General features: G+C 40.9%; 13 protein-coding genes. 8 read left to right on the top strand and 5 right to left on the bottom strand.

Annotated elements, in window-relative coordinates; all coding sequences use genetic code 11:
• Positions 1 to 117: 117 nt before the first annotated feature.
• Positions 118 to 723 carry a LysE family translocator gene (locus tag EC846_RS16700; protein WP_123775836.1) on the bottom strand — a complete coding sequence of 202 codons (606 nt, stop codon included), beginning with the start codon at positions 721 to 723 and terminating at the stop codon, positions 118 to 120.
• 102 nt (positions 724 to 825) lie between these two features.
• Between EC846_RS16700 and EC846_RS16695 the strand changes: the two genes are divergently transcribed.
• On the top strand, positions 826 to 1,704 hold the full coding sequence (locus tag EC846_RS16695) for a LysR family transcriptional regulator (protein ID WP_123775835.1): 879 nt from the start codon (positions 826 to 828) through the stop codon (positions 1,702 to 1,704).
• A gap of 40 nt (positions 1,705 to 1,744) precedes the next feature.
• Here EC846_RS16695 and EC846_RS16690 read toward each other — a convergent pair whose 3' ends face one another.
• Positions 1,745 to 2,362 (bottom strand): DedA family protein, encoded by a 618-nt coding sequence (locus EC846_RS16690; protein ID WP_123775834.1) that lies wholly within the window; start codon positions 2,360 to 2,362, stop codon positions 1,745 to 1,747.
• 146 nt (positions 2,363 to 2,508) lie between these two features.
• Positions 2,509 to 3,441, bottom strand: a complete 933-nt coding sequence (locus tag EC846_RS16685) for a rhodanese-related sulfurtransferase (protein WP_123775833.1) — start codon at positions 3,439 to 3,441, stop codon at positions 2,509 to 2,511.
• A gap of 109 nt (positions 3,442 to 3,550) precedes the next feature.
• On the opposite strand from EC846_RS16685, the gene EC846_RS16680 reads away from it, so the two are divergent.
• Positions 3,551 to 4,048 (top strand): DUF1289 domain-containing protein, encoded by a 498-nt coding sequence (locus tag EC846_RS16680; protein ID WP_123775832.1) that lies wholly within the window; start codon positions 3,551 to 3,553, stop codon positions 4,046 to 4,048.
• A gap of 58 nt (positions 4,049 to 4,106) precedes the next feature.
• On the opposite strand, the gene EC846_RS16675 is transcribed toward EC846_RS16680, so the two are convergent.
• A complete protein-coding gene (locus EC846_RS16675) occupies positions 4,107 to 5,870 on the bottom strand; it encodes a DKNYY domain-containing protein (protein WP_123775831.1) in 1,764 nt (587 codons plus the stop codon).
• 119 nt (positions 5,871 to 5,989) lie between these two features.
• Entirely contained in the window at positions 5,990 to 7,264 is a 1,275-nt protein-coding gene (gltA, locus tag EC846_RS16670; protein ID WP_004775175.1) for a citrate synthase, read from the bottom strand.
• A gap of 897 nt (positions 7,265 to 8,161) precedes the next feature.
• Here gltA and sdhC point away from each other — a divergent pair.
• The 6 genes from sdhC (at position 8,162) to odhB (ending at position 16,329) form a co-directional block, all read left to right on the top strand.
• The gene (sdhC, locus tag EC846_RS16665) at positions 8,162 to 8,563 is read left to right on the top strand and encodes a succinate dehydrogenase, cytochrome b556 subunit (RefSeq protein ID WP_050560019.1); all 402 of its coding nucleotides are present in this window, start codon (positions 8,162 to 8,164) and stop codon (positions 8,561 to 8,563) included.
• Positions 8,563 to 8,928: a succinate dehydrogenase, hydrophobic membrane anchor protein gene (gene sdhD / locus EC846_RS16660; protein ID WP_004775170.1), complete on the top strand. Its 366-nt coding sequence runs from the start codon at positions 8,563 to 8,565 to the stop codon at positions 8,926 to 8,928. The genes sdhC and sdhD overlap by 1 nt, the downstream gene beginning before the upstream one ends.
• 12 nt (positions 8,929 to 8,940) lie before the next feature.
• A complete protein-coding gene (gene sdhA / locus EC846_RS16655) occupies positions 8,941 to 10,836 on the top strand; it encodes a succinate dehydrogenase flavoprotein subunit (RefSeq protein WP_004775167.1) in 1,896 nt (631 codons plus the stop codon).
• A gap of 14 nt (positions 10,837 to 10,850) precedes the next feature.
• Positions 10,851 to 11,561, top strand: a complete 711-nt coding sequence (locus EC846_RS16650) for a succinate dehydrogenase iron-sulfur subunit (RefSeq protein WP_004664446.1) — start codon at positions 10,851 to 10,853, stop codon at positions 11,559 to 11,561.
• A 743-nt stretch (positions 11,562 to 12,304) separates the two neighbouring features.
• Positions 12,305 to 15,145: a 2-oxoglutarate dehydrogenase E1 component gene (locus tag EC846_RS16640; RefSeq protein WP_004775165.1), complete on the top strand. Its 2,841-nt coding sequence runs from the start codon at positions 12,305 to 12,307 to the stop codon at positions 15,143 to 15,145.
• The gene (odhB, locus tag EC846_RS16635; protein WP_123775830.1) at positions 15,145 to 16,329 is read left to right on the top strand and encodes a 2-oxoglutarate dehydrogenase complex dihydrolipoyllysine-residue succinyltransferase; all 1,185 of its coding nucleotides are present in this window, start codon (positions 15,145 to 15,147) and stop codon (positions 16,327 to 16,329) included. The genes EC846_RS16640 and odhB overlap by 1 nt, the downstream gene beginning before the upstream one ends.
• The last annotated feature ends 14 nt before the right edge of the window (positions 16,330 to 16,343 follow it).

The raw sequence follows: 16,343 nt of genomic DNA, 5'->3' as shown, positions 1-16,343 counted from the left end.
GCTGCCCTAGAAAAAATAAATATGAAAACGTCCCTAGAGGACGTTTTTTTATCGGTGGATTTTTATGATTAAAATCAGATCAGGGTATTTATATTATGATGATTATTATTTTAAACCTTAAAATGTAGCAAAAAATAAACTAAGCCCTAAACCACTGAGTACAGCACCAATCACACGATTAATGATTATTTGCTTGGATAAAATCTTATTTCTAATCATTGGAGTAGCACAAAAAATGGCAATCATGCAAAACCATGTAAGGTGACTTGCAGAAATAAAAAGCCCATAGCCGAGAAGTGTCATATTGCTATTTTCGGTGCTGATGAGTTGAGAATAAATACTCATGACAAATAATGTGGTTTTAGGATTTAGACTATTGGTGAAAAAGCCATGTTTAAATGCTTGCCAGCGCGTCAGATCAATATTGTTTGAATTCAATCTAACTGGCGCTTGAGTGAATATCTTATAGCCAAGATAAATCAGGTAGGTCGCTCCAATATACTGGATAATATGAATTAAACTGGGAATATGATGCTGCAAAAACGTTAATCCAATCACGCTATATGCAACATGCACCCAGACACCACAAGCAATACCATAAGCAGTGCAGAGCCCCAAAGATCGACCATAAAGATAACTATTTCGGCTTACGAGGGCAAAATCTGCACCTGGACTAATAACTGCCAATAAGGTGACCAAGCCTACCGTAATTATTTCATTCACTCATCTATTCCTAAGCTAATCATTTTAATAATTTCTATATTTTTCATATTCTTGTTATATTTAAAAACGAAATTAATTCCTGTCTATGCATGAGTTTTTGGAATGATTGAGCGTTTATCTTTGAATTCTCTTAAGTTTTTTTATTATGTTGCTCGTTATGAAAGCATGACGATTGCCGCAGAACGCTTATTTGTGACACAAGGTGCGGTGAGTAAGCAGCTTAAAAGTCTGGAAGAGATGCTCGGTTTTGCTTTATTTATTCGGGAAGCACGAAAATTACGATTAACCCAACAAGGTGAGATTTTATTTGATTGTTGCCAGCAAGTGTTCCAGCAGCTTGATCAATGCTTATTACAATTACAACAACAGACGGACATAAAAAAGAATCTAGTGTTGTCTTGCGAGCCAACGATTGCAATGAAATGGCTGATTCCTCGTTTAGCGCAATTTAAACAGCTTTATCCTGAGTTTGAGGTCAGTCTGTTAACTGCGGGAGGAGAGGTCGATTTCAGGGCGCAAAATATTGACTTGGCTTTACGGAGAGATGATTTTGATTGGGGTACTGCGGTCTACAGTGAAAAAATTGCAGATGAGCAAATGCTCTATGTAAAAGCTAAGCATGCACAGTCTACGGGAAATCAGGTATTTATTTCCAAGTCTAGGCCTCAATTGTGGAAACAATTTAAGCGTCATCATCAAGCGCAACTCAAGGAGATGAAAGCTGTTTCTCTTGAGCATTTTTATTTATGCATTGAAGCTTGTCTGGCTGGATTGGGAACAACTGTTGTTTCGGCTTATATGGTTGAAAGGGAACTTAAATATCATTTGCTGCAACAGGTAGCCTCTGGTTATGCCGATGGTTCATCTTACTATCTTTTATCGGCACAACCATTTGAAGAGGATGTTCGAAAGCTGTTATTGAGAGATTGGCTAAGAGACGAAATGCAGCAAAGCCAGTTATGGTTGGCTACTTTGAATTAGTGATCTTGAGAATTGTCGTTTGAATACCGTAGGGTTTGGATTATTGATTGGATTTGTTGAGATAAAATTTCCTAATCGCCCACCACAACAGATACAGAATAACGATCGCTAAAATGATGGTGCTGATACGTTGCATGATCAGGCTCATCAATGCCTGATTCTGACTAAAATGAAAACCTAAATAAGCCAGAAAACTGGTCCAGATTAAGGTGCCTGCAATGCTATAAAACATAAACTTTGCAAAAGGCATTTTACTCATGCCAGCAGGGATACTAATCAAAGATCGTACCGCAGGAATCATTCTGCCAAAAAAGACAATACGATGCCCATGCTTGTTGAACCAGTCTAGTGCTTTTTCTAAATCAGACACTTGAATACGTAAATACTTGCCGTAGCGTTCGGTTAGATTAAACAAGCGTTGCTGAGGAACTTTTCGTCCTATCCAATACAACAGCATCGCTGCGAGAATTGAACCGGCACTGCCTGCCATAATCACACCGATCAGAGTGAGTTCACCTTTCGAGGCTGTGTAGCCCGCTGAGGGCATAATAATTTCTGAAGGAATAGGCGGGAAAACGTTATCCAGAAACATTAAAAATGCGATACCTAAATATCCCAGTTTCTCCATGATAGATAGAACCCATTGTTCCAGTCCCATAACGCCCTTATATGATTCATTTGATTGTTGTTTTTAGCATAGTTGTGCTTGTTGTAATGCTCAAGCAGCGAATCGTTACATCATTTTATCATTGTCATAAAAAAGCCATAGTTTAACTATGGCTTGAATACAGTCTGTTTGGCGTTTTACAGACGTTTGCGTTTAGCAGCCGCAATTTGTGACTGGCGCATACGGAAGCCTGCTTTTTGTTTGTCTGAGGTTTTATCAATACAGTAAACACAAGACACGCCATGTTCATAGCTTGGAAGCTCAGCTTCAACTTTAGTGAGCGGCCAGCCACACGCGTGACACTTGATATTTTCACCTTCTTCAACGCCGTGAGTAACAGCAGTGCGTCCGTCAAATACAAAGCATTCACCTTCCCACATACTTTCTTCAGCAGGAGTTTCTTCTAGGTATTTAAGAATACCGCCTTTCAGGTGATAGACTTCATTAAAACCTTCTTGAAGAAGGAGAGAGGTCGATTTTTCACAACGGATACCGCCGGTACAGAACATCGCAATTTTCTTGTCTTTATGCTGTTCAAGGTTCTGTTTTACGTATTCAGGAAATTCACGGAAAGTTTCTGTTTTAGGATCGATTGCACCCTTGAAGGTACCGGCTTTATATTCATAGTCATTACGGGTATCAATCAGGATCACATCATCACGGCTAATTAGCTCATTCCATTCTTTAGGATCAAGATAGTGGCCAACCAAATCACGTGGCTTCACTTCTACACCTAAAGTTACAATTTCTTTTTTAAGTTTAATTTTCATTTTACGGAATGGTTTGTCAGAGCTTTCAGACTCTTTATATTCCATTGCGTTAAAACCTTCGTTTAAAAGAAATTGATGGATTGCATCAATGGCAGCACGGTCACCCGCAACCGTACCGTTAATTCCTTCAGAAGCGACAATCAGAGTTCCACATAAATTGATGCTATTCACTAAGTCCAAAAGACGTTGTTGCAGATCGGCTGCATCTGAAACTTCTTTAAATTGATATAGTGCTGCAACAACCCAATTATTGGTCGCTTGCTGTTCTACAGGTGCAAGCTGTTCTACAGTAGCGTTCATGGATAACTCCAAATGTATTAAGATAGGAAAATAAGGCGCATATCTTAGCGTGAAATCTGAAAATAAGCGAGAAAACCATAAAATAAATATGGTTTTATAGGAGTTGGTTTTGAGTAATGATCGTCGAATTCCATCATTGACCCCATGTGCAGGGCGCTGTTCAACGGTATTTGGTGATCTGGTCTGTCGTGGTTGTCGTCGCTTTAATCACGAGGTGATTCAGTGGAATACCTATACTGCCGAGCAACGTTTGATGGTGTGGAAGCGTTTAGATGCACAGCTCGATCAAATTCTTGTGCCTTTATTGCCACATGCGAACTTGCAACATATTGAAGGCTTTATTCAGAATAAGCGGATCAGGGTGTTAGAGAGCGCTAGTAAAGGTCGTAAGCTCTATCATGCCTTAAAGATTTGTGAGAAGAATAAACATTTGGCGCATGAGAGCGGTCTTGGAATTGGTGATGCTCAGGTTAAACCGATCTGGGATGAGTTTGAAAGTCGTGTATTGGCTTTGGCGAAAGCGAGCTATGAGCTGGCATGGTTACGTGCAGATGGCATCAGTAACACCTTGTTGCGTGCATTAGAATTAGAAGAAGATGAAATTTAACAAAGATTTTAGCTGTAAAGATTCACTTTGATGAGGGTGAATAGATTTCGTCCATGTGCTACCTAGTATGGTTAGGTTGAAACAGGTTAGACAGTTTTAACGAACTTGGGTTGCGGGCAAAATATCTGGCCAAGTGCTGCTGATCTGACTCACGAATTAAACTGATGCGAAAACCATGAGAGGTCGATCCAGAAGATCGGCCTTTGGTGCGGTACAGTTTTTCATGAATGGTATAAATATGCTTACCATCACTAAAACGGCGATCAGCTAAAACCTTTAAATGAACAGGCTGCGGAAAGCGATAGAGCACTTTTAAGCTTTGATAAAATTCATCATAAATATAAATGTGTTGCTGATCTGCAAAAATATAGCTGAAATTTCCGGGGTAAGGTTCACTACTTTGATGGCCGATCAGTTGCAAGTGTGAAGCATCGACAGCGGTGGTTCCCCAAAACTTATGTTCAGCCACATGGGGGAAAGGATGCTCATTTAAATAAAAAGATCGATCATCTGTGGCTAAGTTCAGGTTTTGGCTAAAACGGTTGCTGCCACTAAAAATCTGGGTGTGTTGCGCATTGAGCCTGTCTAACTTTTTATCTTGAAAATAGACAAATTGCTGATCATGAATATATTCATTGCTGTTGGGAAAAGCCGTGCTCTGTTGTGGATTTAAGTCGGTTAAAGCATGTGTTTTATAATAGACCTGTCGGTCATCTTTTGCATAGAAATAGCCGAGTGCATTAAATTGTGGATGTAATATCGCAGTAAAACCAGCTGCATTTGCGTTGGTTAGGGGTTTATCCTGAAAGTAAACGTGTTGTTGATCTTTGGTGTAATCATTCCCTAAATAATGCGTGTGGGCTGGATCTAGCTGAGTGAGCACATGATCTTGCCAGTAAACCTGTTGAGGTGTTTTGCCGACATTACTATAGAGTTCATCGGCACGATCAGGAAGGTGACTTAAAGCCAAGCCTGTAAATTGATTGGCACTCGCAGCGGGAAGTAGAAATGTGCCTTGACCTTGTTTGAAAATATAGACCTGATTTTGAAAAGTTTCAAAATTTGTCCCAGAGATCGACGATGTTTGTTGGCTGGGTAACTTGACACTGCCATCATCAAATTCATGCCAGAGTAATAAAGCGATAAACGTACTGAAACTTGCTAAAATCCCAAGAATAAAAGCTGTGGAAATCCACTTTTGTTTACGCTGAAATGCAGTATGTGCCTGTTGATCAGCGATCAAGGCCATGATGTCAACATGGGTTTTCTTGTTGATACTGGCATTGCTGGTGCGCTGTAATTGTTGCTGCTTAGCCAGAGATTCCAGTTTTTTCCAAAACTGTAAAAACTCACTGTGTTGTTGGGTTAAAGTGGCAGGCCACATCCACGAATTGAAATAAAAATATAGCCGATAAAGTGCTGTTTTGGTCAGCAGGTTTAAGCTATGGATCTGGGAATGATGTTGTCGGAGTTGAATATGAATCAAATCTTGCCAAGGATAAAAAGAAGTTTGCGCTGATTTTTCCAGACCGAGACCTTGCCGATAGAGTTTAAGCGTAATCGTTTGTCTTAAACATTTTTGATAAAGCTGGTTATAAAGATAAAGAACAGGTATCAATAGACCCATCATCAACGCAATATTAAGCAGTTGGGCGAAGAAGGGGAGAATTTGATAAAAATAGTAAAGACTAAAATCGTAGAGGCAATAAACCAAAAATAACCAGCTGAGTATTATCAGTGCCAAAAACAGCACAAATGACAGAATCTTCATTTCGTATGCTGTGATTGTTGTTTCGTATAAAACAGCGGACTTTTTGTTCATTGCTTCAATGTTTTAGTGGGACGTATATAAAGGTATGTAGGTGTTATTTTTCTCAAGCATAACGGATAAAACAAAAAAAAGGATGCATAAGCATCCTTTTTTATCAACGCTAATATGAATTAACGTTTGATGTCGCGTTGAGTCGAGCCTGTGTAAAGCTGACGTGGACGACCGATTTTGTATGGACCGCTGTGCATTTCTAACCAGTGGCTGATCCAGCCTACTGTACGTGCAAGCGCGAAGATTACCGTAAACATTTCTGTTGGGATACCAATCGCTTTTAAGATGATACCTGAGTAGAAATCTACGTTCGGGTAAAGCTTACGCTCTACGAAGTACGGATCGCTAAGCGCAATACGCTCAAGTTCCATTGCAAGTTGCAATTGTGGATCGTTGATGCCTAAAGCTTCAAGAACTTCGTCACAAGTCTGTTTCATGACTTTCGCGCGTGGGTCGAAGTTTTTGTAAACACGGTGACCGAAGCCCATGAGTTTAACTTCTTTACGCTTCACTTTTTCCATGAATTCAGCAACGTTTTCTACGCTACCAATTTCATCAAGCATCTTAAGTACAGCTTCGTTTGCACCACCGTGAGCAGGTCCCCAAAGTGCTGAGATACCAGCAGAGATACATGCATACGGATTCGCACCAGTAGAACCAGCAAGACGAACAGTAGAAGTAGACGCATTTTGTTCGTGGTCAGCATGAAGCGTGAAGATACGATCCATTGCGCGAGCAAGAACTGGGTTTACTTTGTAATCACGGTCAGCAGGCGTAGCAAACATCATGTGTAAGAAGTTTTCTGCATAACCAAGGTCATTACGTGGGTAAATGAATGGTTGACCTACAGTGTATTTGTAGCTCCACGCTGCAAGCGTAGGGATTTTTGCGATTAAGCGAATCGCAGTGATTTCACGGTGATTAACATCTTCGATGTCTAACGCATTGTGATAGAACGCAGATAACGCACCAACAACACCAACCATTATCGCCATCGGGTGAGCATCACGACGGAAACCATTGAAGAAACGGCTTACTTGATCGTGAACCATCGTGTGGTTACGTACTTTAGCGTCAAATTCTGCTTTTTGTTCAGCATTTGGAAGCTCGCCATTTAATAATAAGTAGCAAGTTTCTAAGTAGTCTGCTTGAGTCGCTAATTGATCAATCGGATAGCCACGGTGTAATAACACACCTTTGTCACCATCAATGAATGTGATCTTAGATTCGCAAGCCGCTGTCGCCATAAAACCAGGATCGAAAGTAAAGTGACCTGATGCTAATACATCTTTAACGTCAATTACATCTGGGCCCAATGTGCCGCTGTAAATTGGTAATTCAATTTCTTTGCCATCAAGCTGTAATACGGCTTTTTTGCCAGTTGCTGCAGACATTCAATAGATCTCCTGTCCTGGTGAATGATTATCTGACTCGAAATACTAATCTTGTCATGTGCGAATCAGACGGTGTCAAAATTTGCTATAAGATTAGTGGCTACTAAAATTTTGTCAATTATACTTAGGGATAAAAAATGACGTTGCTACAGTCAATTAGTCATTCAGTATCGAAGAAAAAACTGAGTAAAATCACAGCACCGGTCGAGTATAATATGTCAAATCAAGTTTTAGGTGCATAAAAAAAATGAAGCATCAGTACAATTGTAAGTAAATTTTTAGATTGCCTATATTTTGATGCTTATAAAATAAATACTTATCACTTTTCAAAAGCCTGTAGTTCTCTAGGTTTAGCCTTTACTGGTCATTAAAAAATGGTTAAAAACTTTACATGTAAACTAATATTTGATTCATTTTGGTGCAATTGATCGTATAAAAAATGACTCATTGGCTTTGAATGTTGAAATATAAAAATAGATTATTAATTGAATATATTTAATATATAAATGAGCAGTATTATTTTAAAGCATGCGTAAAGTGTGATTATTTGGACAAATAAAAACTTAAAAACGCATTATTTTGAGAAAATATAAGAAAAGAATTTATTAAATTGGAAAGTATCTATAAAAAATAGTATCTTAATTTTATCATTACAAAACAAATAGATAGTATTTTTTGGCTGAACTTGGTGGATTTTTGGTCGTTATTATGCATGTGAATGATTCTTATTTAAAGTTTTTTTCGACTAAAGCGAAAGCTGATTGTTTGTATTTTGATATTTCACGTTTTATAATTCGATGTCGTTTATAGGTTAGGCATGTGCTGTGCTTGCCTAACAATGCCAGCTTTCCTTTGAATTAATTCAAACAAACTCCGGATGGAGTTTCTACCTACAGGATGCCCGCTGTGAAAAGCAACAGACCTGTCAATTTGTCCATGGGTCAGGTGTTAGCGGTAAATTTACGCTCACCCGTGGCTATTGCATCAATTCTACACCGTCTATCAGGTGTAATCGTTTTCTTATTAGTCGCTGTTCTTTTATGGATTTTGGATAAATCTTTATCTTCACCAGAAGGATTTGACTACGTTAAAAATGTCGTTTTCGGAAATATCATTGTACGTTTCGTCGTATGGGTATTTGTAGCAGGATTAATTTTCCACCTTATCGCAGGGATCAAGCACTTGCTTGCTGACCTCGGTTTTGCTGAAGAATTACAAAGCGGTCGTATCGCAGCTACAGTTTCATTGATCTTGTCTGCGGTTGGTATTGTCGCAGCATTCGTATGGATTATGTTCTGATGAAAAGTGCTACAGGTTTAACAGGTTCAGGTTCTCGCGATTGGTATATCCAGCGTGTTAGTGCTGTGGTGTTGGCTGCATACACTATTGTTTTATTAGGCTGGATCCTTTGCAATAGCGGATTTGGTTATGAACAGTGGGCTGGCTTTATGCTGACTTTGCCAATGAAGATTTTTTCTTTATTAGCAGTGTTATCGCTCGTTGCACACGCTTGGATTGGTATGTGGCAAGTCTTTACTGATTATGTAACGACTCGTCAAATGGGTCCTTCAGCTTCAGGTTTACGCCTTGTACTGACTTCTGCTGTCATTATTTCAGTGATCGTGTACGCAATCTGGGGTATCCAGATTTTCTGGGCAAATTGATAGGAAGAGATCATGGGCGCAATTAACCCTAAAGAAGATTATTCAAATATTCAAAACCTCACTTTCGACGCGGTTATCGTCGGTGGTGGTGGTTCTGGTATGCGCGCTGCTTACCAACTTGCTCAAGCTGGTTTAAAAGTTGCGGTATTGACCAAAGTATTCCCGACACGTTCGCATACAGTTGCTGCTCAAGGTGGTATTGGTGCGTCGTTAGGTAACATGCAAGAAGATAACTGGCACTATCACTTCTATGACACGGTTAAAGGTTCTGACTGGTTAGGCGATCAGGATGCAATCGAGTTCATGACCCGTGAAGCGCCAAAAGTTGTTTACGAGCTTGAACACTTGGGTATGCCTTTTGACCGTAACGAAGATGGTACGATCTATCAGCGTCCATTCGGTGGTCACTCTGCAAACTACGGCGAAAAAGCTGTTCCACGTGCGTGTGCTGCTGCTGACCGTACAGGTCACGCGTTATTGCATACCTTATATCAAAGCAACGTAAAAATGGGCACCCAGTTCTACGTTGAGTGGATTGCATTAGACTTGATCCGTAACGAAGCGGGTGATGTTCTTGGTGTGACAGCGATCGATCAGGAAACTGGTAACATCGCCGTATTCCAAGCGAAAGCGACTTTATTCGCTACGGGTGGTGCTGGTCGTGTTTACCGTGCATCAACTAACGCTTATATCAACACTGGTGATGGTCTTGGTATGGCTGCTCGTGCGGGTATTCCATTACAAGATATGGAATTCTGGCAATTCCACCCAACGGGTGTTGCGGGCGCAGGCGTATTGTTAACTGAAGGTTGTCGTGGTGAAGGTGGTATCCTTCGTAACAAAGACGGCGAACCATTCATGGAACGTTATGCACCAACTTTAAAAGACTTGGCGCCACGTGACTTCGTATCACGTTCAATGGACCAAGAAATTAAAGAAGGTCGTGGTTGTGGTCCTAAAGCGGATTATATCTTACTTGATATGACTCACTTGGGTGCTGAAACGATTATGAAACGTCTTCCATCTGTATTCGAGATTGGTAAGAAGTTCGCAAACGTTGACTGTACGAAAGAGCCAATTCCAGTTGTACCAACAATCCATTACCAAATGGGTGGTATTCCAACGAATATTCATGGTCAAGTGGTTGTGCCGCATGGTGTGGAAGAGGGTGAATTCTCTGCTCACTATGATAAAGATACTAAAGAGTATTCTTATAAAGGTACGCGTGACTATGTGAAGCCTGTAAAAGGTTTCTACGCGATTGGTGAATGTTCTTGTGTATCTGTACATGGTGCAAACCGTTTAGGTACCAACTCATTGCTTGACCTTGTGGTATTTGGTAAAGCAGCGGGCGAGCACATCATTGATTATGTAACCAAGCATCATGGCGATGATTATGCACCGCTTCCAACAGATGTATTGGTAAATACCTTAGAACGTGTACGTAAACTGGATGAATCAACTGCTGGCGAAAATGCACAAGAAGTTGCTGATGCGATCCGTGACATCGTACAGGATCACGCAGGTGTATTCCGTACTCAAGCATTGCTTGACAAAGGCGTAAAAGAAATCCTTGCGATCGAATCTCGTGTTCGTAACATTCATTTGAAAGACAAGTCTCGCGTATTTAACACAGCACGTGTTGAAGCGTTAGAAGTTGAAAACTTGTATGAAGTAGCGAAGGCGACTCTGATTTCTGCTGCTGCACGTAAAGAATGTCGTGGTGCGCATACCGTTGTTGACTATGAGTTAGCACCGGATCACCCAACTTATTCTTACGGTCGCCGTGATGATGAGTGGATGAAGCATACATTATGGTATTCAGCAGACAATCGTCTTGAATATAAGCCAGTGCGTTTCAGCCCGTTAACGGTTGAAGCAATTGAACCTAAACCACGTACATTCTAATCGGGAGAACAAAGATGAGTAGAGGCACTCGTACATTCGAAATCTACCGCTATGATCCTGATAAGGATAAAGCGCCGTACATGCAAACTTTCAAACTTGAGTTAACCGATAAGCACCGTATGTTGCTTGATGCGTTACTTGCGTTGAAAGTGCAGGATGAATCATTAACATTCCGTCGCTCTTGCCGTGAAGGTATTTGTGGTTCGGATGGTGTGAACATCAATGGTAAAAATGGTTTAGCGTGCTTGTGGAACCTGAACGATTTACCAGAGAAGATTGTGATCCGTCCTTTACCTGGTTTACCAGTTGTAAAAGACTTGGTTGTAGACATGAACCAGTTCTATGATCAATATGACAAGATTCAACCGTTCTTGATCAACAACCAGCCAGCACCAGCGAAAGAGCGTTTACAGTCTCAAGCAGAACGTGAACACTTAGATGGTTTGTATGAATGTATTCTTTGTGCATGTTGTTCAACTTCATGCCCATCATTCTGGTGGAACCCTGATAAGTTCCTTGGACCATCAGCATTGTTAAATGCGTACCGCTTTATCATTGACTCTCGTGATACAGCAACACAAGAGCGTTTGGCTCGTTTAGACGACCCATTCTCTTTGTTCCGTTGTAAAGGGATCATGAACTGTGTATCTGTATGTCCTAAAGGTTTGAACCCGACAAAGGCAATTGGTCACATTCGTAACATGCTGTTAGATCAAGCAGGCTAATCTGTTTTTTCTAGGCAAGAAAGGAGCCCCGAGAGGGGCTTCTTTTTTATTTTGCGAAATCATCAAAATTGGTTGAAAAATGTTTGCTTGAATAGAGTGAGGCTTGAATTTTAAAAAATTGACCTTAAATATTCATGGGTTTTGTTGTTAATTAAAATCATCAAAATCGATATGGTGAATGGGTTGATTTATTTTTAATCAAACTGAGCGCGCTTTGTGCAATATTTGTAGAGAATGTTTATTTTTGATCGATTGGAGTGCAACTTTTATCAAAAGGGCGGTATATTAGAATATAATTTGATATGTGTATTTCGCTGCTTTATAGATGGTATGTGTCAAAAAAATCAATCCAAGCTTGAGAACATGTTAGGATTTCTGCCACAACTGGAATCAAAAAATAAGCAGATTCTTGAGCTTATCGTTAAAGAAAGCCTTCAAGATTTGTACAGATTTCATTGAAAAAGTCAATTTAGAAAAGTTAAAAATTTAGTTAATTTTTCTAAAATGATTTGCAAAAAATTGCTCGATTTCATCGAGTATGAAAAATGAGTTATGTGTCTTGAATTGAAGGTGCATGGCTCATTTGTTACATCAAAGGGAAATACTCCTGATGTGTAGTAATAATGTCTCAAGGTTGGATTACCTTGGGTAGTAGTGTCGTGTTACCAATTTGGCACTATGAATCATGGGTGTGCTTAAAAGGCAGCCTGTATTATTTTTTGCAATAGGAAATGGGTCCAAAAATGCAAGAAGTTGCTGACGCATTGCGTCTTGACACTGAACTTTCCGCTGATAGTGCAGCGTATATTGAAGAGCTATACGAACAGTACCTAACTTCTCCAACCTCAGTGTCAGAGGATTGGCGTGAATATTTCGATAAATACCCTAAAGGTGATCAACCACACGGCAGTGTGCGCGAGCAATTCCTCCTTCTGGGTCGTAATGCAAGCCGAGTTCAACCTGTTGTTCAAAGCACTGTAAGTACAGAACATGAGCGTCGTCAAATTGGTGTATTACAATTAATCGCTGCTTACCGTAACCGTGGTCATCAAAAAGCTAAACTCGATCCATTAGGTCTTGCGAAACGCGAAGAAGTTCCTGACCTCGATTTATCTGCTCACGGTTTAACTAAATCAGATCTCGATACTGTATTCAATACAGGCAACCTCGCAATTGGAAAAGCAGAAGCAACATTGTCTGAAATGGTTGAAGCCATGGAAGCAACTTACTGCGGTTCAATTGGTGCAGAATACATGCATATCGTTGACACTAAAGAAAAGCGTTGGATTCAACAGCGTTTAGAAGGTGTTCGCGGCAAATTCAATTATACCAATGATCAGAAAAAAGGCTTCCTTGAGCGTTTGACTGCTGCTGAAGGCTTGGAAAAGTATCTTGGTAATAAATTCGTTGGTGCTAAACGTTTTGGTGTAGAAGGCGGTGAGTCTTTTATTCCGATGATGAACGAAATCATTCAACGTGCGGGTAGCGTAGGTTGTAAAGAAGTTGTGATTGGTATGCCACACCGTGGTCGTCTCAACCTTCTTGTCAACATCATGGGTAAAAACCCAGCTGACCTTTTTGGTGAATTCGAAGGCAAGAGCCTGCATAAAAAAGGTTCTGGTGACGTTAAGTATCACCAAGGCTTCTCTTCAAACGTAATGACTCCAGGTGGCGAAGTTCACTTGGCATTAGCGTTTAACCCATCGCACTTAGAAATCGTTGGTCCAGTAGTTGAAGGTTCGGTTCGTGCGCGTCAAGTACGTCGTAAAGACATTGGCGGTGATGACGTTCTTCCTGTAATCGTTCATGGTGATGCTGCATTTGCAGGTCAAGGTGTGAACCAGGAAACCTTCCAGATGTCACAAACTCGTGGTTACACGGTAGGTGGTACAGTTCATATCGTGATTAACAACCAAGTTGGTTTCACGACTTCTGACCCACGTGACACGCGTTCTACAGAATACTGTACTGACGTAGCTAAAATGATTCAGTCACCAATTTTCCATGTGAATGGTGATGATCCTGAAGCTGTTATTTTCGCGACTCAAATCGCGCATGATTTCCGTCATGAATTCCGTAAAGACGTTATCCTAGACTTGTTCTGCTACCGTCGTCGCGGTCATAACGAAGCGGATGAACCGTCTGCAACACAACCATTGATGTATCAAGTCATCAGCAAGAAAGCGACAACACGTACTTTATATGCTGATCAACTGGTTCAAGAAAAAATTCTTGATCGTGCAAGTGCCGATGCAATGGTTGAAGGCTATCGTTCTGATCTAGAAGCGGGTAACCACGTTGCCAATGCGCTTGTTCGTGAACCGAACAAAAAAATGTTTGTTGATTGGACGCCATATTTGGGCCATGAATATACAGACATTTGGGATACTTCATTCAGCATCGATCGTTTGAAAGAGCTTGGCCAGAAGATGAATACATTACCAGAAGGTTTTGTATTACAGCGTCAAGTTCAAAAAGTAATTGATGACCGTGCGAAAATGCAAACAGGTGAAATGCCACTTAATTGGGGTGCTGCTGAAACCTTAGCTTATGCAACTTTGCTTGATGATGGCTTCCTTGTGCGTATCACAGGTGAAGACGTTGGTCGTGGTACATTCTCACACCGTCATGCGAAATTACATAACCAAACTGATGGTTCTGTTTATATTCCGCTTTGCCACATTAAAGAAAATCAACCGCGTACTGCGATTTATGATTCTTTATTGTCTGAAGAAGCTGTTCTTGCATTTGAATATGGCTACTCAACCACTTTACCGAAAAGCTTGATCGTTTGGGAAGCTCAATTCGGTGACTTTGCAAACTGTGCACAAGTTGTAATTGACCAGTTTATCGCTTCGGGTGAAACCAAGTGGGAGCGTGTTTGTGGTCTAACGATGTTGTTACCACACGGTTATGAAGGTCAAGGTCCAGAGCATTCATCTGCGCGTTTAGAGCGTTTCTTACAGCTATGTGCTGAAGACAACATGCAAGTGATGACACCAACGACACCAGCGCAAATTTTCCATGCGTTACGTCGTCAGGCAGTTCGTCCGATTCGTAAGCCAATGATCGTAATGTCACCAAAATCGTTATTACGTCATAAGCTTGCGACTTCAACACTTGATGAATTAGCAAACGGTTCATTCCAAACTGTGATCGATGAAATTGATCAAATCAACAAGGCTGACGTAACTCGCCTAGTGCTTTGTGGTGGTAAGGTTTATTACGATTTACTCGAAAAACGTCGTGAGCTTGGTTTAAACCATGTTGCGATCGTTCGTATCGAACAATTGTATCCATACCCAGAGCAACGCCTAGCTGAAGTTATGGCTGCTTATCCAAACATTCAAGAACTTGTTTGGGCACAAGAAGAGCCGAAGAACCAAGGCGCTTGGTTATTCATCGTTCCTCGTTTGTATGAAGACGTTCTTAAATCTGGTAAACAAATCCGTATTAGCTATGCTGGTCGTGAAGCATCTGCCGCACCTGCTTGTGGCTCGCCATACTTGCATGCAAAACAACAAGCTCAGCTCATCAATGACGCACTTGCTATTGAAGTTGAACAATCAGGAGATTCTAAATAATGGCAACCGAAATTAAAGCACCGGTATTTCCAGAGTCAGTTGCTGACGGTACGATCGCAACTTGGCACAAGAAAGTAGGTGAACCTGTATCACGTGATGAAGTGATCTGTGACATTGAAACCGATAAAGTTGTTTTAGAAGTGGTTGCTCCAGCTGATGGTAGCTTAGTTGCAATCATCAAAGATGAAGGCGACACAGTTCTTTCTGACGAAGTGATTGCTCAATTCGAAGCTGGTGCTGTTTCTGCGGCTGCTCCTGAAGCTGCTGCACCAGCAGAAGCGGCGCCTGCTGCATCTGCACCTGCTGCGTCAACTCAACCTGTTGATCAAAACCAAGCACCTGCAGTACGTAAAGCATTGTCTGAAACTGGTATCAATGCTGCTGACGTTCAAGGTACAGGCCGTGGTGGTCGCATCACTAAAGAAGATGTTGTGAACCATAAGCCAGGTACATCAGTTCAACCATTAAGCGTTGCTGTAGGCGAGCGTATCGAGAAACGTGTTCCAATGACACGTTTACGTAAGCGTGTTGCTGAGCGTTTATTAGCGGCTACACAGCAAACTGCAATGTTAACCACGTTCAACGAAGTTAACATGAAGCCAATCATGGAAATGCGTAAGCAATATAAAGATGCTTTCGAAAAACGTCATGGTGCTCGTTTAGGCTTTATGTCTTTCTTCGTTAAAGCAGCAACTGAAGCGTTAAAACGCTACCCAGCTGTAAACGCATCTATTGATGGCGACGATATCGTTTATCACGGTTTCTATGACATCGGTGTAGCAGTTTCTTCTGACCGTGGTCTGGTTGTTCCTGTACTTCGTGATACTGACCGTATGAACTATGCAGAAGTTGAAAACGGTATCCGTGATTATGCTTTCAAAGCACGTGACGGTAAGTTAGGCATCGAAGACATGACTGGCGGTACGTTCACAATCACGAACGGTGGTACTTTCGGTTCATTGCTTTCAACTCCTATTTTAAACCAGCCACAAACTGCAATCTTGGGTATGCACAAAATCCAAGAGCGTCCTATGGCGGTGAATGGTCAAGTTGAAATCTTGCCAATGATGTACTTAGCGCTTTCTTATGACCACCGTTTAATCGATGGTAAAGAAGCTGTAGGTTTCTTGGTAACAATCAAAGAATTGTTAGAAGAGCCAGCTAAACTCATTCTTGACCTATAATTTTTTATTTAAAA

Source organism: Acinetobacter sp. BIGb0102, from assembly GCF_003815055.1.
Lineage (GTDB): Bacteria > Pseudomonadota > Gammaproteobacteria > Pseudomonadales > Moraxellaceae > Acinetobacter > Acinetobacter vivianii.
The sequence above is the reverse complement of the archived record's forward strand: the minus strand, read 5'-3'. Positions and strand labels throughout refer to the sequence as shown.